Genomic DNA, 23965 nt, shown 5'->3' with positions numbered 1-23965 from the left:
CGGGTCTCAGATATTCCTGGTTTTCCTACCTTCTTGATAGGTTTAGCTGCCCCGGCGAGGCAGACCGGGCGGGACACGGCGAGAGGGCTGCCGACATGACCTTCCACTGGTTCCTCCCCACCTCCGGCGACGGCGACCAGGTCGGCGCGGCCACCGTCGCCGCAGGCGCGGCCCGGCACGCACGGGCCGCCACGATCGGATATCTGACCGAGGTGGCCCGGGCCGCCGAGGCGGGCGGGTTCCGCGCACTGCTCACCCCGGTCGGCTCCGGCTGCCCCGACCCGTGGATCGTCTGCGCCGCCGTCACCCAGCACACCGAACGGATCGGCCTGCTGGTCGCCGTCCGCGCCGGCTTCGCCCTGCCCACCCTGGTCGCCCAGCAGGCCGAGGCGTTCCAGGCGGTCTCCGGCGGCCGGCTCGCGCTGAACATCGTCACCGGCGGCGACCCCACCGAGCAGCGGGCGTACGGCGACTTCCTCGACCACGACGCCCGCTACGCCCGTACCGGGGAATTCATCGAGGTGCTCCGCCGCTCCTGGCGCGGCGGCCCGTTCGACTTCGCCGGTGAGCACTACCGGATCGACGGCGGTGGGCTCGCCAGCCCGTTGGTCGACCCGCCCCCGGTCTACCTCGGCGGCGCGTCCCCGGCCGCCGAGGCGGTCGCCGCCCGGCAGGCCGACGCGTACCTGATGTGGGGCGAGCCACCGGCGGCGATCGCCACCCGGGTGGCCCGGGTCCGCGCCCGCGCCGCCGAGCAGGGCCGCACCCTGCGCACCGGGCTGCGGCTGCACGTCATCGCCCGGCACACCGCCGCCGAGGCGTGGGCCGAGGCCGACCGGCTGCGGGCCGGGATGAGCCCGGAGCGGATCGCCGCCGCCCAGGCCCGGTTCGGCCGGATGGACTCCGTCGGCCAGGCCCGGATGACCGCGCTGCACGGCGGCGGCAGCGGACGCCTCGCCGTCGCGACGAACCTGTGGGCCGGCATCGGCCTGGTCCGCGAGGGGGCGGGCACCGCGCTGGTCGGCAGCTACGCCGAGGTCGCCGCCCGGCTCGACGAGTACGCCCACAGCGGCGTCGACGAGTTCATCCTCTCCGGCTGGCCGCACCGGGAGGAGGCGGAACGCGTCGGCGCGGAGGTGCTGCCCCGGGTCACCGCGCTGCCCGTCGCGGTGTCGCACTGAGACGCGGGTCGCGGACGGCCGTGTCACCGCTGGCGACACGCTAGGGTCGATCACGTGCCGACCCGGAGAGCGAGAATTCCAGCGACGAAATACCCGGTCGAGCGGTTCACCCTCGACAACGGCCTACGGGTGGTCCTCACCCCGGACCGCAGCGCCCCGGTGATCGGCGTCGCGGTCGTCTACGACGTCGGCATCCGCTCCGAGCCGCAGGGGCGTACCGGCTTCGCCCACCTCTTCGAGCACCTGATGTTCCAGGGCTCGGAGAACCTGGAGAAGCTTGCCCACTTCCGGCACGTGCAGGGCGCCGGCGGCACCTTCAACGGCTCCACCCACCTGGACTACACCGACTACTACGAGACGCTTCCCGGCAACGCCCTGGAACGGGCGCTGTTCCTGGAGGCCGACCGGATGCGCGGCCCCCGGCTGACCGAGGAGAACCTGCGCAACCAGGTCGACGTGGTCAAGGAGGAGATCCGGGTCAACGTGCTCAACCGGCCGTACGGCGGGTTTCCCTGGCTGACCCTGCCGCCGGTCATGTTCGACACCTTCCCCAACGCGCACGACGGTTACGGCTCGTTCGACGACCTGGAGTCCGCCACCGTCGCCGACGCCGCCGACTTCTTCCGCCGCTACTACGCCAGCGGCAACGCCGTCCTGGCGGTCAGCGGGGACATCGACGTCGCGGAGGCGACCACCCTGGTCGAACGGCACTTCGGTGACGTGCCGGCCCGACCCGCCCCGGAGCGTCCGGACTTCACCGAGCCGGACCTGACCGTCGAGCGGCGTACCTCGTACACCGATCAGTTGGCCCCGTTGCCGGCGGTGGCCTCGGCGTGGCGGGTGCCCGACCCGGTCGTCGACTTCGCCGGCTACCTGCCCTACGTGGTGCTCGCCGAGGTGCTCACCGACGGGGACGCGTCCCGGTTGGTGGAGCGGATGGTCCAGCGCGACCGCAGCGTCACCGGCCTCGGCGGCTACCTCGGCTTCATGGGTGACCCGTTCGACGTCCGCGACCCCACCGCACTGCTGCTCCAGGCGCACCTGCCGCCCGGCGGCGACGTGGACAAGGCGTTGCGCACGATCGACGAGGAACTGGACCGGCTGGCCACCGACGGGCTGACCGACGGCGAGTTGGCCCGTACCCAGGCACGGATGGCCACCCACCTGCTGCGGGACACCGACGCGGTGCTCGGCCGGGCGCTGCGGATGGCGGTGCTGGAACAGCAGCGCGGCGAGCCGGGCCTGCTCAACGACCTGCCCCGGCTGGTCGGCGAGGTCACCGAGGACCAGGTCCGCGCCGCCGCCGCCACCCTGCGCCCGGAGCGCCGCGCCTCCATCGAGGTCATCCCAGGAGGTGCCAAATGACCAGCGTCACCCGGGCGCTGCCGGCGCTCGGTCCGACCCGGCGGCTCAAGCTGCCCAAGCAGGCCGAGCGCAGGCTTCCCAACGGGCTCACCGTGCTCGCGGTACGCCGGCCCGCCGTCCCCCTGGTGGAGTTGCGGCTGTGGATGCCGTTCGGCCGGACCCACCTGGCCCGGGGGGCGATGCTCGCCGAGACCGTGCTGGCCGGAACCGGCACCCTCACCGCCACCCAGATCGCCGCCGAGTTGCAGAAGGTCGGCGGCGGGCTCTCGGCCGGGGCCGACCCGGACCGGCTGATGCTCTCCGGTGCGGGTCTGGTCACCGGGTTGGACCGGATGCTGGAGATCCTGGCGGACGTGCTGACCGACGCCAGCTACCCGGCCGACTGGGTGCAGACCGAGCGGGACCGGCTGGTGGACCGGATCCAGGTGGCGCAGAGCCAGCCGGCCCACCTGGCCCGTACCGCGCTGCTGCGGCGGATCTACGGCCGGCACCCGTACGCGGTGCAGACCCCGGAACCGGACCAGGTCCGCGCGGTCCGTCCGGCGGCGCTGCGCCGGCTGCACGCCGAGCGGGTGCACCCGGCCGAGGCGGTGCTGGTGCTGGTCGGCGACGTGCAGCCGGAACGCGCGTTGGACGCGGCGGAGAAGGCCCTGGCCGGCTGGACCGGGGACAGCCGGGGTGCCGCCCTGCCGCCGGCACCCCCGCTGGAACCCGGTCCGCTGCTGCTGGTGGACCGGCCCGGTTCGGTGCAGTCGTCGCTGCGGATCGCGCTGCCGGCGGTGCCCCGCACCCACCCGGACCACGCCGCGCTGCAACTGGCCAATCTGATCTTCGGCGGTTACTTCTCGTCCCGCTGGACGGAGAACATCCGGGAGGACAAGGGGTACACCTACGGCCCGCACTCGTCGGTCGAGCACTCGGTGGCCGGGTCGGTGCTGGTCGCCGGGGCCGAGGTGGCCACCGAGGTGACCGGCCCGGCCCTGCTGGAGACGACGTACGAGCTGGGCCGGCTGGCCTCGGTGCCGCCCGGGGCGGACGAGTTGGAGCAGGCCCGCCAGTACGCCCTGGGCACCCTCCAGCTCGGCATCTCCACCCAGGCCGGGCTGGCCGCGTTGACCAGCGCGTACGCGGGCAGCGGGCTGCGCCTGGACTTCCTCGCCGAGCACGCCGCCCGGCTGGCGAAGGCCACCGTCGACGACGTCGCCGAGGCGGGTGCCCGGTATCTTGCCCCGGCGCGGGCGGTCGTGGTGGTGCTCGGTGACGCCGAGCGGGTCGCCGGACCACTGTCCGCCCTCACCCCGGTGCGGACGGAGTCGGCGTGAGCGGGGAGGCCGCGCCCCCGCTGGCCCGGTCCACGTTGGACCGGGCGGCGCACCGGCGTACCGACCCGCAGTGGTTGGCGCAGGCGTGGCAGCGGGCCCGGGTGCTGGTGTTGGACTCGACCCGGGACGGGCGGGCGCTGGTGCACACCGAGGCGAACCCGCCGGTGCTGGTGCTGCGGGAAGCCGCCGAGGTCGGCCCGCCGGGGGAGGCGTACCCGCTCTTCCTGGGGGTGGAGCCCGACGGGGTGCCGGTCTTCGCGGTGGACGCCCCGCTCCCCGACCTGCCGGGCACCCGGGCGGCCAACCTGCGGGAGATCGGCCACCTGCTCGACGACCGGGACGCGGGGATCTTCACCACGGCGCTCGCCCTGGTCAACTGGCACCTGGGGCACGGCTGGTCACCCCGGTCGGGGCACCGGACCGAGGTCGCCGAGGGCGGCTGGACACGGGTGGGCACGGACGGCCAGCGGATGTGGCCGCGGACCGACCCGGCGATGATCGTCCTGGTGCACGACGGGATGGGCGGACCGGAGGGTCGCTGCCTGCTCGGCAACAACGCCACCTGGCCGCGTACCCCGGGGCAGCGGCGGTTCTCCTGTCTCGCCGGCTACGTGGAGCCGGGGGAGTCGGCGGAGGCGGCGGTGCTGCGCGAGGTCCGCGAGGAGGTCGGCGTCGGGGTCGAGCGGATCACGTACGCGGGCAGCCAGGCCTGGCCGTTTCCCGGCTCGCTGATGCTGGGCTACCTGGCCGAGGCGGACCCCCGGGAGCCGGTGCGGGTCGACCCGACGGAGATCGCGTACGCCCGGTGGTTCACCCGGCGGGACATCGGCGCGGTACTGGCCGGTCGGGCGGTGGACGCCGGGGACGGCGACCGGGTGCTCCTGCCGCCGCCGTCGTCGATCGCCCTCTTCCTGATCCACCGCTGGCTCGACGGGCACTGCTGACCGGTCGGGTGGCGTACCGACGCCGTGCGGGTCTGCCGACTGACGTCGGTCAGCCGGGCGGGTGCTGTCTGCGGGAGCGTCGGCCCGGCTCGTCGAGCGGAAGCACCTTGACCCGCTGCCGGCCGGCGCGGACCGCGCCCACCGTGGACAGGGCGCGGGCCAGCAGCAGGGCCGCGTCCCGGTCCTCGGCGTGGACGGTCTGCCGGCGGAACTCCGGGGTGGTGGTTTCGTTGCGTAGGCAGCCCCCGCCGGCCCAGGCGGCGGCGAGGTCGATGTCGGCGGCGGTGCGGATGTCGGTACGAACGATCAGGAAACGCATGGCTGTCTCCGGACGGACCGCGGGTGGCCGGTACGTGGTGGAACTTCCACGTCACTGAATCGTCATGTTACGCCCGCGCGGGGTCCCAGCAAGTGAAACGCGGCGATCGACCGGGTCCCTGTCCGATCATCCGATGCCTGGTCAGACCGGTTGCCGTCCGGGGATGACGGGTTCGGGGCCGCCGGACGACGGTGGGGCCGCCGGCAATCCTGCCGACGGCCCCACCCTGAGCGACCGGGATCAGTCCAGTGCGAACTGTCCGTTCTTGGTGCCAGCGAGGAAGCCGAGCCAGCCGGCCCTCGGGAACAGCAGCACCGGGCCGTTCGGGTCCTTGCTGTCCCGCAGCGCCACCTCGACCGTCGCGGTACGCAGGTGGGCGACCTCCACACAGTTGGAGGTCTGGCTGCGGGTGCTCTTGTGCCAGCGCGCGTCGGCGGGCACGGTCTGGATCTCGTTCATGGTTCTGCTCCTGCTTTCTGGAACTGCCTCGACGGAACGAGTGGCGGTCGCCCGGCCCCGGCGGATCGGTGTGGGTCACCGTTCCGTCAGGCGCCCCGGTTGCCGGCGGCGTTGGGCCGGCGCTGCTGTCGGTCCCGGAGCCACCACGGACGAGGCCGCCGTGTCGGTCAGCCGTCCCGTTGCCGCGAAGAGCCAGGTAAGGGTGTCCGATGCGGAGAGCGCCGCCGAGCAGAGCCACTCAAATGCCACTTTATAGCGATTTACCGTGGATACCTCGGTCGACATGACGTCGATGAAGCCTCCTTCGATCGCCAACGTCTCCGGATCCTGCGAATCGGCGAACCGGTAGAGCGAGAAGGCCGTCGGTGGCAGGTAGAACTCCCCGATCCGGGTGTCCCGCAGCAGCAGGTGCAGGGTCACGTTCGGCAGCATGGCCAGCTCGCAGAGGTGGGCGAGCTGCTCCCGCAGCACCTCCGGCGGGCAGGCCCGCCGGCCCAGCGCCGCCTCCTCCAACACCGCCGTGTACCGGGGGCCGTCCGCCCGGTCCAGCAGGGACTGCCGTCCCAGCCGGGCCTTGACCTCGGTCTCCGGGTCGTCCCCGGGCGGCTCCGCCGACTCGGCGGCGGCGGCGTCGGCCGAGAGGATCCGCAGTCGGGCGTACCCCTCGGTCTGCAGGAGCCCCGGCACCAGGACCGGGTTGTACTCACGGATCTGGGCGCACCCCGCCTCCAGCTCCGCCCAGCCCAACTGCTGCTGCGTCATCACCGGGTACGACTTGCGCCAGGCGCGCATGTCGCCGGCCTCGTCGGTGATGGCGAGCAGTTCGTGGCGCAGGTCGGCGGTGGCGCCGTAGAGGTCGAGCAGGACGCTGACGTCCTCCGGGTCGGGCCGGCTGCGGCCGTTCTCCAGCCGGGAGAGTTTCGACGCCGACGCCCAGCCGATCCGGTCGATCACCTGGTCACCGGTGAGTCCCGCCGCCTCGCGCAGGCGGCGCAGGTCATTGCCGAGCCTGCGTCGGCGCAGGATCGGACTCGGTACGGCTGGAGGCACGGTGTCCTCGATTCCGTCGACCGTCGCGAGGCGCGGCGGTAACTGTATGAAATTCGCCCCCCACGGTCAGTATGGACGTCGCGACCGGCGTCGGAGGTCCCGACGAGGGCGTGTCTTGCGTCAAAAAGAGGACTGTGGAACGTGCCGGCCGAGCCCGGGGACGACGTCGTCCCAGCTGGCGGCAGTTCCCCCGTACGCGTCCACCGGACGCCACCCCCCGCCGGAGGGAACCCCATGCGCACCGTCCTGCGCCGCCCCGACTTCCGACTGCTCTTCGTCGCCCTGCTGGCCAGCATGGCGGCCGAGTCGCTGCTGCTGCTCGCCCTCGCCATCTGGGTCAAGGACCTGACCGGCTCCGACGGGCTGGCCGGCGCGACCATCTTCGCGATCATCGCGCCGATGATCCTGGCCCCGCTGATCGGCTGGGTCGTCGACCGCTACCGTCGCCGACCGTTCTTCGTGGTCGCCAACCTGGGCACGGCGCTGGTGCTCAGCCCGCTCTTCCTGGTCCGTGACCGGGCCGACGTCTGGATCATCTACGTGGTGGCAGCCTGTTACGGGTTGTCCTACCTGACGTTGCACGCGACCCTGAGCGGGCTGCTCCGCCAGATCGTGCCGAGCGAACTGCTGGCCGACGCGAACGGGGCGTTGCAGACCGTCCGGCAGGGCCTGCGCCTGGGTGGCCCGCTCGCCGGGGCGGCCCTGTACGCGGCGGTCGGCGGCTGGCTGCTGACCAGCCTGGCGATGACCGGCTTCGTGGTCGCCGCCGCCGTGGTGGGGCTGCTGCGGGTGACCGAGCACGCGCCCGCCACCGCCACCCTGCGTTGGCCGGCCGAGTTGGGCGCCGGGCTGCGCCACCTCACCCACGAGGCGGCCCTGCGCCGGGCCCTGCTCGGGTACGGGTTGGGCTCACTCGTGATGGGCTTCACCGAATCGCTGATCTTCGCGTACGTCGACCAGGGACTACGCCGGGACGCCGCCTTCGTCGGGGTGCTGATCACCGTGCAGGGGATCGGGGGCCTGGTGGGCGGCCTGCTCTCGCCGACGGTCGTGCGTCGGGTCGGCGAACTGGGGGCGCTCGCCGCCGGGGTGACCCTGTTCGGTCCGGCCGCACTGGCCCTGGCCTGGCCGGACCTGCGCCTCGGGGTGCTGGCCCTGCTGCTCGCCGGGCTGTCCCTGCCACTGACCATGGTCGGGCTGACCACGCTGGTCCAGCGGCGTACCCCGCCGGGACTGCTCGGTCGGGCCACCGCGGCCTCCGAGGCGCTGGTCAGTGGGCCGCAGGCGGTCTCCATCGGGACGGGGGCGCTGCTGGTCGGCGTGTTCGACTACCGGCTGCTCTTCGTCCTGGTGGGGGTGGTCACCACGGTCGCCGGCCTCTGGCTCTGGCAGGGTCGCCGGCTCACCCCGCCGCGGCTGCCCGCCCCGCCGACGCCGGTCCCGCCCGCCCCGGTCCCGTCCACACCGGTCCCGCCCACACCCCCGACGCCGGTCCCGCCCACACCGGCCGCCCACATCCCGGCACCCCGCCGGCCGCTGCCCGATCCCACCATCCACCGGCTCCCCGGTCGGTGACCTGCACCGCGGGGAGCGGCCGGCCCGGTGGGGCCGGCCGCTCCCCGCGGCGGGTCGACGGGGTCAGCCCGTGATCGTGGCCAGGTGCTGCTTGACCTGGGTGATGGAGGGGTTGGTCAGGGCACTGCCGTCGGCGAAGCGCAGCGTCGGGACGGTCTGGTTGCCACCGTTGACCTTCATCACGAAGTCGGCGGCCTTCGGGTCCTGCTCGATGTCGACCACCTCGTACCCGATGCCTTCCCGGTCCAGCTGCGACTTCAGCCGGTGGCAGTAGCCGCACCACGGGGTGGAATACATGGTCAACATCGTCGGATCCTCCACGGTTCGCCGCGCCCCGGCCCGGTCAGGCCAGGCTGACCGGTACAACACCGGCCGGAGCTGAGATGATTCCTCGCTGTGGTGGTTCACTCAGCGGAGTCGGTCCTCGCCGGGCTGGATCCGGAGCAGCGGTCGGCGGTGACCGCCCCGGCCGGCCCGGTCTGCATCCTGGCCGGCGCCGGCACCGGCAAGACCCGCGCGGTCACCTCCCGGATCGCCCACCGGGTGCTGACCGGGGAGATCGTCGGACGACACGTGCTGGCGGTCACCTTCACCGCACGGGCCGCCGCCGAGATGCGGGCCCGACTCACCGGGCTCGGGGTGCCCGGGGTGCAGGCGCGGACGTTCCACGCGGCGGCGCTGCGTCAGGTGCGCTACTTCGCGCCCCGGCTACTGTCCGGCCGGGCCATGCCGGAACTGCTGGACAGCAAGGTCCGGGTGGTCACCCTGGCCGCCGCCAAGGTCGGCCTGCGGGCCGACCGGGCCGCCGCCCGGGACCTGTCCGGTGAGATCGAGTGGGCCAAGTCGTCGCTGGTCGAGCCGGGGGACTACGTGGTCGCCGCGGCCCGGGCGCTGCGCGAGACGCCGTACGAGCCGGCGACGGTGGCCGAGGTCTTCACCGCGTACGAACGGTTGAAGCGGTCCTCCGGGGTGATCGACTTCGAGGACATGCTGCGCGCCGCGGTGTGGGGCATCGAGGAGCACCCGGACGTCGCCGAGCAGGTACGCGGCCAGTACCGGCACTTCGTCGTCGACGAGTACCAGGACGTCAACCCGCTCCAGCAGCGGCTGCTCGACGCCTGGCTGGGCGGCCGGGACGACGTGACAGTGGTCGGGGACGCCAGCCAGACGATCTACTCGTTCACCGGGGCCACCTCGGCGTACCTGATCGACTTCCCGCGTCGGCACCGGGCGGCCACGGTGGTCCGGCTGGTGCGTGACTACCGGTCCACCCCGCAGGTCGTCGGGTTGGCCAACGCGGTGATCGGGCAGGCCCGGGGCACCGAGGCGCGGCTGCGGCTGGAGCTGCACGGCCAGCGCCCGCCCGGCCCCGAACCGGAGCTGCGGATCTTCACCGACGAGCCGGCCGAGGCGACCGCGGTGGCGGCCCGCTGCCGGACCCTGGTCGACGGGGGCACCCCGGCCAAGGAGATCGCCGTGCTGTTTCGCACCAACGCCCAGTCGGAGGCGTACGAGAAGGCGTTGACCGAGGTCGGCGTCCCGTACGTGGTGCAGGGGGCGGAGCGGTTCTTCGAGCGTGCCGAGGTACGCCAGGCGATGGTGGCGCTGCGGGCCGCCACCCGGTCGATCCCGGGCGACACCCCGCTGCCGATCGCCGTCCGGGAGGCGTTGACCGCGGTCGGCTGGGCCCCCGACGCCGCCCCGCCCGGTGGTGCCGCCCGGGAGCGCTGGGAGGCCCTCGCCGCCCTGGTCCAGCTCGCCGAGGAGTACGCGGCCAGCCCCGAGGTGCTGCCGATCGGCGAGGCGGCGACGGTGGAACGTCAGGCGACCCTGGCGGACTTCAACGACGAGTTGGCCCGTCGGGCCGCCCAGCAGCACGTGCCGACGGTGGACGGGGTGACCCTGGCCTCCCTGCACTCGGCCAAGGGGCTGGAGTGGGACGCGGTGTTCCTGGTCGGCCTCTCCGAAGGCACCCTGCCCACCTCGTACGCGCGTACCCCGGAGCAGGTCGAGGAGGAGCGGCGGCTGCTCTACGTCGGGATCACCCGGGCCCGGCAGTGGCTCTGGCTGTCGTACGCCTCGGCCCGCTCGCCCGGTGGTCGGGCCCGCCGGCCGTCGCGGTTCCTGCCCCAGCTGGACCGGACCGGTGGGGGCGAGCGGGCCGGTGCGGGCCGGTCGGGCGGGGTGGCCGGGGCGAAACGGGCGGTGGAACGTCGGCGGACCCAGGTGGTGTCCTGCCGGATCTGCGGCGCGACCCTGCTCGCCGGGGCGGACCGCAAACTGGGCCGCTGCCCGACCTGCCCGTCGGACATTGACGAGAATCTATACGAGCGGTTGGGTGACTGGCGGGCCCGGGTGGCCGGGGCGCAGCGGGTCCCGGCGTACGTGGTCTTCACCGACGCCACCCTGGTCGCGCTGGCCGAACGGCGACCGGGCCGGGTCGAGGAGCTGATCGCCATCGCCGGCATCGGCCCCCGCAAACTCGGCCTGTACGGCGAGGCGGTGCTGGCGTTGGTGGCGGGCGCGACGGTCGACGAGATCGGCCCGGAGAAAACTCTCGAAATCTCGTCGTAAATTCGTTTGCCCTCGCCCCGTGGCGAGGAATAGCCTCAGGACGCACCTCGGGAGCAGCGCCATAACGGCTGCTCACGGGGGCTGAGTCCGAATCGGCACGAGGAACGTGAGGGAGGTGGCAACCGTGGAGATCATCACTTATGAGCGTCCGGCGGCGATGCCAGCTGCCTTCGCTCCGCTGTCGGCTGTCCGGGTGGCCCTTGCCGCTCCGCGACCGTCGAACCCGCAGGTGCACCAGGTCTCGGTTCAGGCCGAGCTGAACCTGACTGTTGCACCCACTGCGGGAGCCGAGGGGACCAGTGGCTTCACGGGTCTGGGCATTGATGTCGCTAAGCAGCGCATGGATGTCCGCGGCGTTCCACCTCGAGGTAGACCGGTCTGACACTCAGACCACCGGCTCACCTCGAGGCCGCGGAACCCGCTCACCGGGATCCGCGGCCTCAGTTTTTTGCCCGTCGAAGTACGTCGGAATTGCGATCCACGAGATCGAAGTGAGAGAGAGGTGACCGGGAGATGAGTCTGGCGTTGGCCCCCCTCGACGTGAGCGTCGAGCTGGAGGCGAACCTGCCCTGCCGGAAGTTCGACCCCGACCTGTGGTTCTCCGACTCGCCCACCGACCTGGAGCTGGCCAAGTCGCTCTGCGGGGACTGCCCGCTGCGCGTCGAGTGCCTGGCCGGTGCGGTCGAGCGGGCCGAGCCCTGGGGCGTCTGGGGCGGCGAGATCTTCGAGCGTGGCGCGGTCGTCCCGCGCAAGCGGCCCCGGGGCCGTCCGCGCAAGGAGGACCTCGCCCGTGACGCGGCCCTTCAGGTCGAGGCCGAGGCGCGGATGGCGGCCAGTGGTGTGGCCACCTCGCGCAGTGCGGTCCGGCTGGCAGCCTGACCTACCCGATCCGTTCCACCCACCCGCCGATGACCATCGGCCGCGAGAAAGTTGACCACGATGCTGCACCTGCCGAACGGAACCGAGATGCAACTACTCCACGAAGCGTTGTCCCGGGCTCGAATGCGCCAGCCTCAGGCCGGTCGTACCACCACGAGCACTGAGGCGCACCGTTCTGCCCGTACCGTCGCGATGAGCAGCCGGAGCCAGTCGGCTCGCGACCTGGGCGTTCTCTAGGACCACCTGCGATACGCGGGGGCGGTGACCGGGTTCCGGTCACCGCCCCCGCGTCGTCCGTCGGCCGGGCCGGCCCGCCGCCGGTCCCGCTGCCGCGCGTCGGTCAGGCCACCGGGGCGAAACCGGGCAGCCAGCGCTCCAGGATGCCCCGGTAGGGCGCCTTCGCCTCCAACTGGCAGAGCACCCCGATCGAGCCCAGCGTCACCCGGTGGATGAGCAGGTACGACGGCGGTAGGTTGAGCTGCCGGCTGAGCTGGAAGGCGGGCGACTTCGGGCTGGCCAGCCGGGTCGCCTCGGCGCGGAGCCAGGCCCGGGTGAACCGGAACTCCTCCTGCGCCACCGGGTCCAGCATGGGCCGGATGTAGTCCAGCAGCGCCTGCGCGTCGATCGGCTCGGTCGCCTTGACGAAGCCTTCCTCGCGTAACCCGGCGACGACCGCGTCGGCGTCGCCACGCAGCGACAACCCGAGCAACCGGCCGATCGGCTCCGGGGTACCCTCGGGCATCCGGGCCACCGCGCCGAAGTCGATCACACCGAGCCGGCCGTCGGGCAGCAACCGGAAGTTGCCCGGGTGCGGGTCGGCGTGCAGCAGCCCGGCCCGGGGCGGGGCGGACAGGTGCAGGGTCGCCATCAGCCGACCGGCGGAGTTGCGCTGCTCGTCGGTGCCCTCCCGGATGATGTCCGCGAGCGGTGTCCCCTCGATCCACTCGGTGACCAGGACCCGGGGCGAGGCGGAGAGCACCGCCGGGATGAAGATCTCCGGGTCGTCGGCGTACGCGGCGGCGAAGGCGCGTTGTGACTCGGCCTCCAGCTCGTAGTCCAACTCCTCGGTGATCCGCTCCCGCAGTTCGGCCAGGAGCGGCTTGACGTCCAGGCCGGGTTGGATGGCCCGGAACATCCCGCCCAGCCGGGAGAGCTGCTTGAGGTCGGCGAGCAGCGCGTCCCCCGCACCCGGGTACTGGATCTTGACGGCGGCGGACCGGGACACCCCGGTCTCCGGGTCCCGCCACACCGCCCGGTGCACCTGGCCGATGCTGGCCGCCGCGGCCGGGGTGTCGTCGAACTCCACGAACCGGTCCCGCCAGTCCGGCCCGAGCTGCTCCGCGAGCACCTTGTGCACGCTCGCCACCGGCAGCGGTGGGGCGGCCTCCTGGAGCTTGGTCAACGCCTGCCGGTAGGGCGCGGCGATCTCGTCAGGCAACGCCGCCTCGAACACCGACAACGCCTGGCCGAACTTCATCGCCCCGCCTTTGAGCTGCCCGAGGACGCTGAACAGCTGCTCGGCGGTGCGTTGCTGGATCTCGGCGGAGATGACGTCGGAGGCGATGCCGGTGACGCGCTTACCCATCCCGAGGACGGTCCGACCGGCGAAGCCGAGCGGCAGAGCGGCGAGCTTGGCGGTCCGGGACACGGCGCGGCGCGGGATGTCGGTCACCTGGCCATTGTTACCGACTTCTCGGCCCCGCTGCTGCTCCAAGCTGGGCTGGGTCGGCGCATACCCCATTCCGCGGGCCCGGTGGGACGCCCACCGCGCTCCCACCCGTCACTGCGGGCGACCGGGGCCGGAGCAGGAACAGCCGGGGTGCGGGGCCCAGGCCCGACGTCGGAACCGGCCGGCCGACCCGATCTCCACCGCGCAGCCCACCGTCTCCGGGGTGCCCCCGTCGACCTGGGCCAGGGCCTCGGCGACCGCATAGCCGACGGCGCTGAGCAGGGTGGCCGTGCCGCAGGACCGGTCGGCCGGGCCGGTGGCGAGCTGCGCGGCCAACCCCGGCCAGCCCGGGTCGCGATCGGTGCGGTGCAGATCCAGACAGTGCAGGCAGGGGCCCACCGGTGGCCGGACCAGGGGACCGACCACCGGCACCCCCTCCCGGAGGGTGAGCAGCAGGTGCGGTTGGCGACGGCGGGCGTACCCGGTGGCGAGCAGGTCCGTCGGGCGGTCCGTGCCGAGGTGCACCACCAGGGCGGCCGGGCGTCGGCCGGCCGGGTGCGTCCGGGTGCCCGGGGCGGTGCGGGCGACGGCGTCCCGGACCGCCTCGGTGAGCGGTCGCCCCACGTCGGTCGCGGCCAACCCGGACCCGACCAGGTCGACCGGGTCCACCGGGCCGGTCAGCTCGGCTGCCACGTGCCCGACACCGGCCTGGGCCAGGGCCACGGCGACCGGTGCGCCGAGCCGGCCGGCCCCGGCCACCACCACCCGGGCGGCGCGTCGTCGGCGGAGCACCTGGGCAGGGGTGCCGGGCAGGGCGGGCGCGGCCAGGGCGAGTGCTGCGGCCTCCGCGGCGAGCCGGAGCCGGTCCGGGCCGGTCAGCTCCCGGGGGAGCAGGGTGTGCGCCGGTACGACCAGCCCGGCCGCATGCAGCGTGTCGATCAACCCGCGCGCCTGGCCGGGGTCGACCTGGGCGTGCACCGCGTCCGCCAGGACACCGCGGACGCTCCGGGTGCCGTCGAGCAGGTCGAGTAGCCGGGTGACCCGCGAATCGGTCACTTCCAGCAGCACGGCCCGACCCGGGTTCAACCCCAGTTGCAGGGTGTGCCGGTCGCGCCAGAGCCGGGTCAGACCCGGCACCAGTACGGGGCGGAGCAGTGCAGCGTCGCTGGGTGCGGGAGGAGAGGGGGCCACGATGACGAATCGTGACCGAATCCCTGCGGTGAGTCGATCGTTGTCCACAGGTGCGCAGCGCCAGATCCAGCGTTGTCCACAGGAGTTGGCGGGTTATCCACAGCTCACCGCGCGTCATGTCGGGCAGCTGACAGATCGCCCGGCGGGGGAGTGGGCGGCTGCTGTGGGCCGGCCGTCCGGTGCGCGCTGCCCTGCGATCGGTGCGCGCTGCCCACCGATCGGAGGGCGCTGCCCACCGATCGGAGGGCGTCGTCGCGGATCGGTCGGCCGGGTCGTCCCCGTGGGCTGGCTGGACGTGCCGGAGGGGCGGCCGACCGGCCGCCCCTCCAGCGTCGTACCCGGACGGGTCAGACCTTGGCCTTGCCCAGGATGCGGTTCACTGTTGTGCCGCACACCGGACACTTGCCCTTGGCCATGTTCATCCCGGTCTTCGAGACCTCGACGTGCCCCTCGAAGTCCCGCTTCTCCTTGCACTTCACGCAGTAACCGTTGTAGGTCTGGGCCTGGTCGGCCACGGTAGCCTCCTCGTCTCGTCCGCCGGGCACGTCGGTCCGGCGGTTCTCCCGGCGGCGGGCCACGCGGGGCGCGGCGCCGGGTCCTTCTCCGCGGCCACCCACGTGACCGCCGGTTGGCGGACCCTACCCAGCTCTGGGCGGTTCCATGTCAGCTGTGCATCGACACTGTGAGCAAGTCGACGTCGAGAGTGTGCATCCCGAAATAGGCGGGATAAGTGAGTTTGCCGGGGACACGCCGTGTGGAGTGCCAGGGGAGGTCCCCCGGACGGGGGTGCGGCGACGCTACCGGAGCTGATCAACTACGGTGGAGATCGCGCCCGGTGGGGGGCGGTCGGTCTCGCCACGAAGGGTGACGAGGGTCCAGCCTCATGGTCACCACCAGTTTTTTTCGGACTCCTTACTACTAACCCCCATTTTCTGGGCGCGTGTCGGGGTGTTGACCCTTGCGGACCCCTGGTCAGTACGCATTAGCTTTCCCTCGTGGCAGGAAACCACGGCTGCGCGGCCCACTGATGGCGGCGCGGAAGCCAGTCGTCGAGGTACGGCGCAGTCAGCGCCGGCGACGGACGGTGTCCGCCTACCGGGACGGCGAACGGGTCGTGGTGCTCATCCCGGACCAGTTCTCCCGAGCCGAGGAGAGCGAGTGGGTCGACCGGATGCTCGCCCGGCTCGCCGCCCGGGAGGGCCGGTTGGCCCGCAACGACAACGAGCTGCTCGACCGGGCCCTCCGCCTGATCAACCTGTACCTGTCCGACCAGGGCGGAGAGACCCTGCCGGCCAGCGTCCGGTGGGTCACCAACCAGAACGGCCGATGGGGGTCCTGCACCCCCGCCGACCGGACCATCCGGATCTCGCACCGGCTCCAGGACATGCCCGAGTGGGTGCTCGACTACGTGCTGCTGCACGAGTTGGCGCACCTCATCGTGCCGAGCCACAACGCCCGCTTCTGGGCCCTGGTCGGCCGGTACGCCAAGACCGAACGGGCCCGGGGCTATCTGGAGGGCGTGGCCGCCGCCTCGGCCGTCCCGGTGGCCGGCTGACCGCAACCCCCGTCGACCGTCCGGCCGTGGGTCGATCGACTCGTCCAGGTGCAGATCGACTCGTCCGGGCGCAGGTAGCGGGGTCCGCCGGGCGTCGACGCCACCACTTCGGCCCACAGGAGTCGATCACCCACAGGGTGCCCACTACAGTCGGGGAATGCTCCGACGGGTGGTGGTGGCGTTGCTCGCTCCGGTCGCCTGGTCGCCGCCCGGCGTCGAGCTGACGCGCTGGCGTACCGCGCTGGCCGAGGACGTGGTGGACCTGTTCGCCACCCTCGCCGAGGTGGAGACCGCGCTCGCGGTCACCCCGGCCGACCGCTGGCTGGCCGACGCGGTGCGCTGGCCCGACACCCCCGTGTACGAGGTGCCCGAGCCGACCGTCGACGCCGTGCTGGCCGCCCTCGACGGGTACGACCAGGCTGCCGTGGTCGTCGCCGACGCCCCCGACCTGCCGGGGCTCACCCTCGGCAAGCTGCTCCGACCGCTGACCAGTCGACCCGTCGCCGTCGCTCCGGTCGAGGGCGGTGGCCCCGGGCTGCTCGGCGTGGCGTGCCGGTTACCCGTACCCGGCTGGCTGCCGGCGCTGGACCTGGACGCCGCCGGGCCGGCGGACCTGCGGCGCGCGGCGCCCGCCCCGACCGACGTGGCGGTCACCCCGGCTGGCACCGGCTGCGCGGCCCGGCCGACCTGGCCGCCCTCGACCCGGCCGTCGAGGGCTGGGAGGCGACCCGCGCCCTGCTCTCCGGCCACCGCACCTGACCGGCCACCGCACCTGACCACCAACGGCGACCGGCCGGGCCTGCCCGGTGATCGGGCGGGTCCGGCCGGTGTCGCGGCTGGTCCGCAGCGGTCAGGGCCGGTCGGTGTCGCCGTCGGTGTCGTCGGTGCGGGGACGGCTGCCCGGCGCCTGCTCCTCGGGGCCGCCGGGAGCGGTGAAGTCGAAGGTGGCCAGCTCGTCGTCGAGATCCGTCGAGGTGGTCGCGAAGGCCACCGGGTCGGCGAAGTCCGCGTCCGACGGGAGCAGGTCGGGGTGGCCCCAGACCGCGTCCCGGCCGGCGATGCCCCGGTGCTCGGTCAGCGCCGCCCAGAGCGCCGACGCCTCCCGCAGCCGGCGCGGTCGCAGCTCCAGGCCGACCAGCGCGGCGAAGGTCTGCTCGGCCGGCCCGCCGGCCGCCCGACGGCGACGGAACGCCTCGCCGAGGCGGACCACGTTGGGCAGCCGGTCGGCCGCCGCGCTGTCCACCACGTGGCAGACCCAGCCCTCGACCAGCGCGAGCGCCGTCTCCAACCGGGCCAGGGACGCCTTCTGCGCCGGGGTGTCCTCCGGGGTGAAGATCCCCTCCAGGGCGATCGCCTGCATCGACTCCGGGTCGGTCGGGTCGACCCGGCCCATCGCCTCCTCGATCGCCTCCCGGTTGACCCGGATGCCCGACGCGTAGTTCTCCACTGCGGTCAGCACGTGCCCGCGCAGCCACGGGACGTGCTCGAAGAGCCGCTGGTGGGCCGCCTCGCGCAGGGCCACGTAGAGGCGTACCTCGTCCTCGGGCAGCTCCAGGCCCTCGCCGTACACCCGGATGTTGGCCGGGATCAGCGCGGCGGTGCCGGCCGGGCCGAGCGGCAGGCCGATGTCACCGGCGGAGAGCACCTCGGCGGCGAGCTGCCCGAGGGCCTGGCCGAGCTGGCCGCCGAAGAGCGCGCCACCCAGGGTGGCGACCATCGACTGCATCGGGCCGAGCTGGGCGCGGGCCTCCGGCGGGACCAGGTCACCCATCGCGCCGACCATCCGGCTGGCGACCGGGTCGCAGAGCTTGCGCCAGACGTCAAGCGTCTTGTAGATCCACTCGTTGCGGTTCCACGCCACGGAGAGGCGGATGCCGGTCGGCCAGGCCGACGCCGGCTCCAGCCAGAGGTCGGCCAGCCGCAGCGCCTCCTCCACCGCGTGCCGCTCGTACGGTGAGGCCATCGGGTCACCCGTGGCCGCGAGCTGGCTGGCGGCCACCTGGCGGGCCAGGTCCCAGTTGACCGGCCCGCTGCCCGGCGCGGAGAGCAGGTGCTGCAACTGCGACATGAACTGCTGCATCTGCGCGGGATCGTTGGGGTCTGGTGGTTGCCCACCCGGGAGCGCGAAACCGAACGGAATATCAGGCACGACGTCTACGGTACGCGCGCCGCGCCCCTGGTAGCCGCCGTCGGCGTTGCGCTGAGGGCGAAGTCCGCCGTAGCCTGCCGGACCCGCCGCCCCCGGTCGGTACGCTCTGCCGCATGAGACGTCGTGGCGTGACCGTCCTCCTCGGTGCTCTGCTCACCACCCTGCTGAGCATCGGCGTGCTCGGCGCGCCCATCCCGTACGTGGTGCTCGGCCCCGGGCCGACGGTGAACACCCTCGGCACCTCCGACGGCCGGGAGGTCATCCAGGTCACCGGCCGGGAGACGTCCACCTCCGCCGGTCAGCTCCGGATGACCACGGTCGGCGTGCAGCCGACGGTGAAGCTGCGTGCCGCGATCGTCGGTTGGCTGTCGAAGGACGAGGCGGTGGTCCCCCGGGAACTGGTCTACCCGCCGGGCGAGTCGCAGGAGGAGGTCGAGAAGCGCAACGCCGAGGACTTCCAGAACTCGCAGAGCAGCGCCGAGACCGCCGCGCTGGTCAAGCTCGGCTACCCGGTCGAGGTGGTGGCGAAGGAGGTCGCCGCGGACGGGCCGGCGGCCGGTTCGCTCAAGGCCGGCGACGTGGTCACCACCGTCGACGGCGCGAAGGTCACCTCGGCGTCCCGGCTGGTCGAGCTGGTCCGGGGCAAGCCCGCCGGCACCGCGCTGACCATCGGGTACGTCCGCGACGGCGCCCCCGGCACCGCCACCGTGACCAGCCGGGAGTCCGACGGCCGACCCCGGATCGGGGTGGTCCCCGACCAGCGGCAGCCGCACCCGTTCACCCTGAAGATCGACCTGAAGGACATCGGTGGTCCGAGCGCCGGGCTGATGTTCGCCCTCGGCATCATCGACAAGCTCAAGCCCGAGGACCTGACCGGCGGGAAGGTCATCGCCGGCACCGGCACCATCGACGACGAGGGTCGGGTCGGCCCGATCGGCGGCATCGCCCAGAAGCTGGTCGGGGCGAAGAAGGCCGGGGCCAAGGCGTTCCTGGTGCCCGCCGACAACTGTGCCGAGGCGGTCCGCAACCCGCAGCCCGGCCTGCCCATGCTCAAGGTCGGTTCGCTGGACGAGGCATTGACCGCGTTGGACGCCCTGCGCGCCGGTGCGGAGCCGACCCGCTGCTGAGGGCGGGCACGCCGGACCGGCCGGGCACGACCTGACCCGTGACGTTCAGGAACACCCCGTACTCTGGGTGCCTGTCCGGAGCCGATCACATCGAGCGTGCGGAGCCAAACAGTGGCCATGCGTAGCAGCCCCCTGCCGAGGATGAGTCGGCGCGGACGCGTCACCATCGGCGTCCTGGTCGGGGTGTTCCTCCTGTTCACCCTTCTGGGCTGGGGGGTGCAGGCGTGGACCGACTGGCTCTGGTTCGACGAGGTCCGCTACACCCAGGTCTTCACCGGCGTGCTGCTGACCCGGACGCTGCTCTTCCTGACCGTCGGGCTGGGCCTGGCCGCGTTCGTCGGCGGCAACCTGTGGTTGGCGTACCGGCTGCGGCCGACGTTGCGCCCACACTCGCTGGAGCAGGCCACCCTCGAGCGGTACCGGATGCTGCTCGCCCCCCGGATCGGCACCTGGATCAGCCTGACCGCCGTGGTGCTCGGCCTGTTCGCCGGGCTCTCCGCGCAGGGCCGCTGGACCCAGTGGCTGCTGTTCCGTAACGGTGGCGACTTCGGCGTCAAGGACCCGGAGTTCGGCATCGACGTCGGCTTCTACGTCTTCCAGTTGCCGTTCTGGCGTTACCTGCTCGGGGTCGGCTTCACCGCCGTGGTGCTGGCCCTGATCGGCGCGCTGGCGGTGCACTACATCTTCGGCGGGGTACGCCTGCAGGGCGTCGGCGACCGGATGACAGGCGCCGCGCGGGCCCACCTGAGCACGCTGGTCGCGGTCTTCGTCCTACTCAAGGCCATCGCGTACGTGCTGGACCGGCGGGCCATGCTGCTGGAGTACAACGAGGGCGCCAAGCTGTACGGCGCGGGCTACGCCGACGTCAACGCGCTGCTGCCGGCCAAGGAGATCCTGGCGTACATCTCGGTGGTGGTGGCGATCGCCATCATCGTCTTCTCCAACGCGGTGATGCGGAACCTGGTCTGGCCGGGCATCTCGCTGGCCCTGCTCGGGGTCTCCGCCGTCGCGATCGGCGGCATCTACCCGTGGGCGGTGCAGACCTTCGAGGTCAAGCCGAGCGCCCGGGACAAGGAGGCCCCGTACATCCAGCGCAGCATCGACGCCACCCGCGCCGCGTTCGACATATCCGAGGTGCAGACCAAGGGGTACGCGGCCAGCAACCTGGTCCCCCCGCCCAGCCTGGCCACCGACACCTCGGTGGTGCCGAACGTCCGGCTGCTCGACCCGCAGCTGGTCTCCGAGACGTACACCCAGCTCCAGCAGGTCCGGGGGTTCTACGACTTCGGTCCCAAGCTGGACATCGACCGCTACTCGGTGGAGAACAAGACCTCCGACTACGTGGTCGGGGTCCGGGAGATCAACTACGGCGAGCTGACCGACCAGCAGAACAACTGGATCAACCGGCACACCGTCTACACCCACGGCTACGGCCTGGTCGCGGCCCCGGCCAACCAGGTGGTCTGCGGCGGGCAGCCGTACTTCGTCTCCGGCTTCCTCGGCGAGAAGGCGCAGGAGGCGTGCTCCTCGCAGGCCGAGCAGATCCCGGCCAGCCAGCCGCGGATCTACTACGGCGAGCGGATGCAGGCCGACGACTACGCCATCGTCGGGCAGACCGAGAAGGGCAAGAACGCCGAGTTCGACCGGCCCACCCCGACCACCGGCGGCGAGCAGTACTACACCTACACCGGTGAGGGCGGCGTCGAGATCGGCTCGTTCACCAGGCGGCTGCTCTACTCGATCAAGGAGCAGGAGACGAACTTCCTGCTCTCCGAGGCGGTCAACGACAACTCCAAGCTGCTGTACGTGCGTAACCCCCGGGACCGGGTGGAGAAGGTCGCCCCGTTCCTCACCCTGGACGGCGACCCGTACCCGGCGGTGGTGGGCGGCAAGGTCCAGTGGATCATCGACGGCTACACCACGGCGGCGACCTACCCGTACGCCGAGCGGATCAACCTCCAGCAGGAGACCACCGACGAGCTGACCAACCGGGGCACCTTCCAGCTGGCCCGGGAGAACGTCAACTACATGCGCAACTCGGTGAAGGCCACCGTCGACGCGTACGACGGCACGGTCCGCCTCTACGAGTTCGACGACGGCGACCCGGTGCTCAAGGCGTGGAACAAGGCGTTCGGCGGGGACCTGGTGCTGCCCAAGAGCGCCATCCCGGCCGACCTGGCCGCGCACTTCCGCTACCCGGCCGACATGTTCAAGGTGCAGCGCAACCTGCTCACCAAGTTCCACGTCACCAACCCCGGCGACTTCTACTCCGGCCAGGACTTCTGGCAGGTGCCCAACGTGCCGGACGCGCCGGACAGCGGGCAGAAGCAGCCGCCGTACTACCTGTTCACCCAGTTCCCCAACCAGGACGCCCCACGGTTCCAGCTCACCTCGGCGGTCACCCCGAACGGACGGCAGAACCTCGCCGCGCTGATCTCCGGGTCGTACGTCGACGGGCAGCCGAAGCTGGAGGTGCTGGAGCTACCCGACCAGACCCGGATCTCCGGCCCGGTGCAGGTGCACCAGCAGATGACCAACAACGCGACCATCCGGACCGAGCTGAACCTGCTCTCCTCCAACCAGGCGCAGGTGCAGTACGGCAACCTGCTGTCGTTGCCGTTCGCCGACGGGATGCTCTACGTCGAGCCGGTCTACGTCAAGAGCAACCAGCAGGACGCGTACCCGCTGTTGCAGAAGGTGCTCCTGTCCTACGGCGACGGCGGCTCGTACGTGGTCCTGGCCAACAACGTCAGCGACGGCATCAAACAGCTCGTCGAGCAGGGCAAACGGGCCGGGCAGGGGAGCACCCCACCGCCGAGCGGCGAGACGCCACCCCCGCCGACCTCCCCCTCGGCGTCGCCGTCGGCCTCACCCTCGGCCGGGGCGGGCAGCCCACCGCCCAGCGGTGACCTGGCTGCCGCCGCCCAGCGGGTCCAGACGGCGATCGCCGAGGTCAAGGCCGCGCAGGCGTCCGGTGACTTCGAGCGGTACGGCCGGGCGTTGAAGGCGCTGGACGAGGCGATCACCGCTTTCCAGCAGGCTCAGCAGGGCAACCCGGCGGCTCCGTCCGGCGGCAACCCACCCGCCACGCCGGCACCGTCCTCCGGCGGCTGACCCACCCGCTCCCGCGTCGACGGGCCCCACGATCCGAGTCGGGATCGGGGGCCCGTCGACGTTGCGGCCGGTCGCCCCGCCACCGGCGACGCCGCTGCCCGTCCCCGGCGCAGGTGGTACGCGACGCGGAGGGCGACGGGCCGGTGTCGGTCGAGCTGCGCCGGGCCTGATCCGCAGGGCCCACGGTGACCCGTCCGGGGCCGTTTTGCGGGCCCGGGGGTCGGTGCGCTACGGTTAACCAGGCGACGCGGGGTGGAGCAGCTCGGTAGCTCGCTGGGCTCATAACCCAGAGGTCGCAGGTTCAAATCCTGTCCCCGCTACTGTTCGACAGGCCCCGGAGTTTCTTCTCCGGGGCCTGTCGTTTTCTCTCTCCGGGTTCCCTCGTCGACCCACCGGTTTGTGGTTCTTCCACCGGTTCTGCTGGGCCCTTTCCGGGTTCCCACGTTCGACCCGCCGCGCAGGACAGCAGCGCCAGTCGCCGGCCGTCCCCCGGCTGAGCCCGCAGGGCACTCCGGGAGAAAGTTGCCCGTCGGGGGTGGGCAGCCCAGGATCAGATTGCGTTTACGCGCATCCTCACCGGCATGTCGCCTCTCCACCGGCAATCTGGTCCCGCTGCCCGGTGAGCGTGCCCCGACATCCCTGGAGCCGTGGAGCCGTGGTGCGGCGTGGTGGGCGGGCGTGAGCTGGGCGGATGGCGGATTGGGGGGCCGGCTGATCTCCGTCTGGCGGGTGGGTTAAGCTTATCTAGCCGACGCGGGGTGGAGCAGCTCGGTAGCTCGCTGGGCTCATAACCCAGAGGTCGCAGGTTCAAATCCTGTCCCCGCTACTGTTACGACAGGCCCCGGAGTTTACCCTCCGGGGCCTGTCGCCGTCTGTGGCCCGTCTCCGGCGACCCGCCTGTCGCCTCCGGCACCCCGGCCCAGCCCCCGGGCCCAGCTCAGCCCCGGGCCCAGCTCAGCCCCGGGCCCAGCTCAGCCCCGGGCCCAGCTCAGCCCCGGGCCCAGCTCAGCCCCGGGCCCAGCTCAGCCCCGGGCCCAGCTCAGCCCCGGGCCCAGCTCAGCCCCGGGCCCAGCTCAGCCCCGGGCCCAGCTCAGCCCCGGGCCCAGCTCAGCTCCGGGCGGAGCGGGCGGCGGCGGGCGGAGCTCAGCCCGGGCGGAGCTGGGCCCGGGTGGGCGGGTGCTTCGGGGTGCCGGACTTGCTCTCCTCGGTCAGGATGAGGGCATGTCTACTGGGATCAACAAGTCAACTGCCGTGACGTGGTGGGGCCGGCTGAGCGCGGTGTTCGGCGCGGTCGTCCTCTCGGTCTTCGTGCCGGTGGCCGCGTGGGCGTCCACAGGCACCGGCGAACTGGTGGTGGAGGCCGCCCGTCGCCGGTCGAGGGGCGGTGGATTCGGCGTCATCGGGCTGCTCTGCTGCCTGGTGGTGGTCGGGGGCATCGTCCTGCTGGTGGTCCTGCTGATGCGCAACCGCCGCAGCCGTCCGCCGCGCTGAT

General features: G+C 72.6%; 20 protein-coding genes, 2 tRNA genes and 1 pseudogene. 15 read left to right on the top strand and 8 right to left on the bottom strand.

Features of this window, described 5'->3' with window-relative positions; genetic code table 11:
• Positions 1-95: 95 nt before the first annotated feature.
• Genes ACQP2H_RS26185 through nudC form a run of 4 tightly spaced genes read left to right on the top strand, consistent with a single transcriptional unit; the run spans position 96 to position 4812 of the window.
• Positions 96-1181: an LLM class flavin-dependent oxidoreductase gene (locus ACQP2H_RS26185; RefSeq protein ID WP_219464596.1), complete on the top strand. Its 1086-nt coding sequence runs from the start codon at positions 96-98 to the stop codon at positions 1179-1181.
• 54 nt (positions 1182-1235) lie between these two features.
• Complete coding sequence (locus ACQP2H_RS26180; RefSeq protein ID WP_219464594.1) at positions 1236-2546, top strand: M16 family metallopeptidase; 1311 nt, start codon at positions 1236-1238, stop codon at positions 2544-2546.
• Entirely contained in the window at positions 2543-3868 is a 1326-nt protein-coding gene (locus tag ACQP2H_RS26175; protein WP_219464593.1) for a M16 family metallopeptidase, read from the top strand. Before ACQP2H_RS26180 ends, ACQP2H_RS26175 begins: the two co-directional genes overlap by 4 nt.
• Complete coding sequence (gene nudC / locus ACQP2H_RS26170; protein WP_219464592.1) at positions 3865-4812, top strand: NAD(+) diphosphatase; 948 nt, start codon at positions 3865-3867, stop codon at positions 4810-4812. Before ACQP2H_RS26175 ends, nudC begins: the two co-directional genes overlap by 4 nt.
• A gap of 49 nt (positions 4813-4861) precedes the next feature.
• On the opposite strand, the gene ACQP2H_RS26165 is transcribed toward nudC, so the two are convergent.
• The 3 genes from ACQP2H_RS26165 to ACQP2H_RS26155 all read right to left on the bottom strand — a co-directional run bounded on the left by ACQP2H_RS26165 (position 4862) and on the right by ACQP2H_RS26155 (position 6640).
• Positions 4862-5131 carry a hypothetical protein gene (locus ACQP2H_RS26165; protein ID WP_208568062.1) on the bottom strand — a complete coding sequence of 90 codons (270 nt, stop codon included), beginning with the start codon at positions 5129-5131 and terminating at the stop codon, positions 4862-4864.
• A 240-nt stretch (positions 5132-5371) separates the two neighbouring features.
• Positions 5372-5590 carry a DUF397 domain-containing protein gene (locus ACQP2H_RS26160; protein ID WP_208568064.1) on the bottom strand — a complete coding sequence of 73 codons (219 nt, stop codon included), beginning with the start codon at positions 5588-5590 and terminating at the stop codon, positions 5372-5374.
• A gap of 75 nt (positions 5591-5665) precedes the next feature.
• Positions 5666-6640 (bottom strand): helix-turn-helix domain-containing protein, encoded by a 975-nt coding sequence (locus tag ACQP2H_RS26155; protein WP_219464591.1) that lies wholly within the window; start codon positions 6638-6640, stop codon positions 5666-5668.
• A gap of 234 nt (positions 6641-6874) precedes the next feature.
• On the opposite strand from ACQP2H_RS26155, the gene ACQP2H_RS26150 reads away from it, so the two are divergent.
• The gene (locus tag ACQP2H_RS26150) at positions 6875-8215 is read left to right on the top strand and encodes an MFS transporter (protein ID WP_433229248.1); all 1341 of its coding nucleotides are present in this window, start codon (positions 6875-6877) and stop codon (positions 8213-8215) included.
• A gap of 63 nt (positions 8216-8278) precedes the next feature.
• Here ACQP2H_RS26150 and ACQP2H_RS26145 read toward each other — a convergent pair whose 3' ends face one another.
• Positions 8279-8521, bottom strand: a complete 243-nt coding sequence (locus ACQP2H_RS26145) for a mycoredoxin (protein ID WP_219464589.1) — start codon at positions 8519-8521, stop codon at positions 8279-8281.
• A 90-nt stretch (positions 8522-8611) separates the two neighbouring features.
• Between ACQP2H_RS26145 and ACQP2H_RS26140 the strand changes: the two genes are divergently transcribed.
• From ACQP2H_RS26140 to ACQP2H_RS26130, 3 genes are all read left to right on the top strand, one after another.
• Entirely contained in the window at positions 8612-10789 is a 2178-nt protein-coding gene (locus tag ACQP2H_RS26140; protein ID WP_208568068.1) for an ATP-dependent DNA helicase UvrD2, read from the top strand.
• A 124-nt stretch (positions 10790-10913) separates the two neighbouring features.
• Positions 10914-11171 (top strand): hypothetical protein, encoded by a 258-nt coding sequence (locus ACQP2H_RS26135; RefSeq protein WP_219464588.1) that lies wholly within the window; start codon positions 10914-10916, stop codon positions 11169-11171.
• A 131-nt stretch (positions 11172-11302) separates the two neighbouring features.
• Positions 11303-11668 carry a WhiB family transcriptional regulator gene (locus ACQP2H_RS26130; RefSeq protein WP_208568070.1) on the top strand — a complete coding sequence of 122 codons (366 nt, stop codon included), beginning with the start codon at positions 11303-11305 and terminating at the stop codon, positions 11666-11668.
• Between the two features lie 340 nt (positions 11669-12008).
• Here the strand turns inward: ACQP2H_RS26130 and ACQP2H_RS26125 are convergent, their stop codons facing one another.
• The 3 genes from ACQP2H_RS26125 to ACQP2H_RS26115 all read right to left on the bottom strand — a co-directional run bounded on the left by ACQP2H_RS26125 (position 12009) and on the right by ACQP2H_RS26115 (position 15043).
• Positions 12009-13340 (bottom strand): ABC1 kinase family protein, encoded by a 1332-nt coding sequence (locus ACQP2H_RS26125; protein WP_208568071.1) that lies wholly within the window; start codon positions 13338-13340, stop codon positions 12009-12011.
• A 108-nt stretch (positions 13341-13448) separates the two neighbouring features.
• On the bottom strand, positions 13449-14528 hold the full coding sequence (locus ACQP2H_RS26120; RefSeq protein WP_363818919.1) for a ThiF family adenylyltransferase: 1080 nt from the start codon (positions 14526-14528) through the stop codon (positions 13449-13451).
• A 347-nt stretch (positions 14529-14875) separates the two neighbouring features.
• Positions 14876-15043: a DUF5679 domain-containing protein gene (locus ACQP2H_RS26115; protein ID WP_007464795.1), complete on the bottom strand. Its 168-nt coding sequence runs from the start codon at positions 15041-15043 to the stop codon at positions 14876-14878.
• 509 nt (positions 15044-15552) lie between these two features.
• Between ACQP2H_RS26115 and ACQP2H_RS26110 the strand changes: the two genes are divergently transcribed.
• A complete protein-coding gene (locus tag ACQP2H_RS26110; protein WP_208568143.1) occupies positions 15553-16083 on the top strand; it encodes a M48 metallopeptidase family protein in 531 nt (176 codons plus the stop codon).
• Between the two features lie 157 nt (positions 16084-16240).
• A pseudogene (locus ACQP2H_RS26105) lies at positions 16241-16842 on the top strand (hypothetical protein).
• A 91-nt stretch (positions 16843-16933) separates the two neighbouring features.
• On the opposite strand, the gene ACQP2H_RS26100 reads toward ACQP2H_RS26105, so the two are convergent.
• Positions 16934-18163 carry a zinc-dependent metalloprotease gene (locus ACQP2H_RS26100; protein WP_219470358.1) on the bottom strand — a complete coding sequence of 410 codons (1230 nt, stop codon included), beginning with the start codon at positions 18161-18163 and terminating at the stop codon, positions 16934-16936.
• Between the two features lie 182 nt (positions 18164-18345).
• Between ACQP2H_RS26100 and ACQP2H_RS26095 the strand changes: the two genes are divergently transcribed.
• The 5 genes from ACQP2H_RS26095 (at position 18346) to ACQP2H_RS26075 (ending at position 23964) form a co-directional block, all read left to right on the top strand.
• Positions 18346-19359 carry a YlbL family protein gene (locus ACQP2H_RS26095; protein WP_219464583.1) on the top strand — a complete coding sequence of 338 codons (1014 nt, stop codon included), beginning with the start codon at positions 18346-18348 and terminating at the stop codon, positions 19357-19359.
• Positions 19360-19476: 117 nt separating this feature from the next.
• Positions 19477-22473, top strand: coding sequence for a UPF0182 family membrane protein (locus ACQP2H_RS26090; RefSeq protein ID WP_219464581.1), 2997 nt, complete (start codon positions 19477-19479; stop codon positions 22471-22473).
• A 246-nt stretch (positions 22474-22719) separates the two neighbouring features.
• Positions 22720-22793 (top strand) — tRNA-Met (locus ACQP2H_RS26085).
• A 432-nt stretch (positions 22794-23225) separates the two neighbouring features.
• Positions 23226-23299, top strand: a tRNA-Met gene (locus ACQP2H_RS26080).
• Positions 23300-23694: 395 nt separating this feature from the next.
• The gene (locus ACQP2H_RS26075; protein WP_208568077.1) at positions 23695-23964 is read left to right on the top strand and encodes a hypothetical protein; all 270 of its coding nucleotides are present in this window, start codon (positions 23695-23697) and stop codon (positions 23962-23964) included.
• Position 23965 lies beyond the last annotated feature (1 nt).

This window comes from Micromonospora sp. CA-248260 (assembly GCF_050942205.1).
In the GTDB taxonomy this organism is placed as follows: domain Bacteria; phylum Actinomycetota; class Actinomycetes; order Mycobacteriales; family Micromonosporaceae; genus Micromonospora; species Micromonospora antibiotica.
The sequence above is the reverse complement of the archived record's forward strand: the minus strand, read 5'-3'. Positions and strand labels throughout refer to the sequence as shown.

What these genes read in the sequence shown, in the direction of transcription:
- ACQP2H_RS26185 (WP_219464596.1), top strand. Translation starts at nt 96, where the DNA reads ATGACCTTCCACTGGTTCCTCCCCACCTCCGGCGACGGCGACCAGGTC.
- ACQP2H_RS26175 (WP_219464593.1), top strand. Translation starts at nt 2,543, where the DNA reads ATGACCAGCGTCACCCGGGCGCTGCCGGCGCTCGGTCCGACCCGGCGG.
- ACQP2H_RS26165 (WP_208568062.1), bottom strand. Translation starts at nt 5,131, where the DNA reads ATGCGTTTCCTGATCGTTCGTACCGACATCCGCACCGCCGCCGACATC.
- ACQP2H_RS26160 (WP_208568064.1), bottom strand. Translation starts at nt 5,590, where the DNA reads ATGAACGAGATCCAGACCGTGCCCGCCGACGCGCGCTGGCACAAGAGC.
- ACQP2H_RS26150 (WP_433229248.1), top strand. Translation starts at nt 6,875, where the DNA reads ATGCGCACCGTCCTGCGCCGCCCCGACTTCCGACTGCTCTTCGTCGCC.
- ACQP2H_RS26145 (WP_219464589.1), bottom strand. Translation starts at nt 8,521, where the DNA reads ATGTTGACCATGTATTCCACCCCGTGGTGCGGCTACTGCCACCGGCTG.
- ACQP2H_RS26130 (WP_208568070.1), top strand. Translation starts at nt 11,303, where the DNA reads ATGAGTCTGGCGTTGGCCCCCCTCGACGTGAGCGTCGAGCTGGAGGCG.
- ACQP2H_RS26100 (WP_219470358.1), bottom strand. Translation starts at nt 18,163, where the DNA reads ATGCAGCAGTTCATGTCGCAGTTGCAGCACCTGCTCTCCGCGCCGGGC.
- ACQP2H_RS26095 (WP_219464583.1), top strand. Translation starts at nt 18,346, where the DNA reads ATGAGACGTCGTGGCGTGACCGTCCTCCTCGGTGCTCTGCTCACCACC.
- ACQP2H_RS26090 (WP_219464581.1), top strand. Translation starts at nt 19,477, where the DNA reads ATGCGTAGCAGCCCCCTGCCGAGGATGAGTCGGCGCGGACGCGTCACC.
- ACQP2H_RS26075 (WP_208568077.1), top strand. Translation starts at nt 23,695, where the DNA reads ATGTCTACTGGGATCAACAAGTCAACTGCCGTGACGTGGTGGGGCCGG.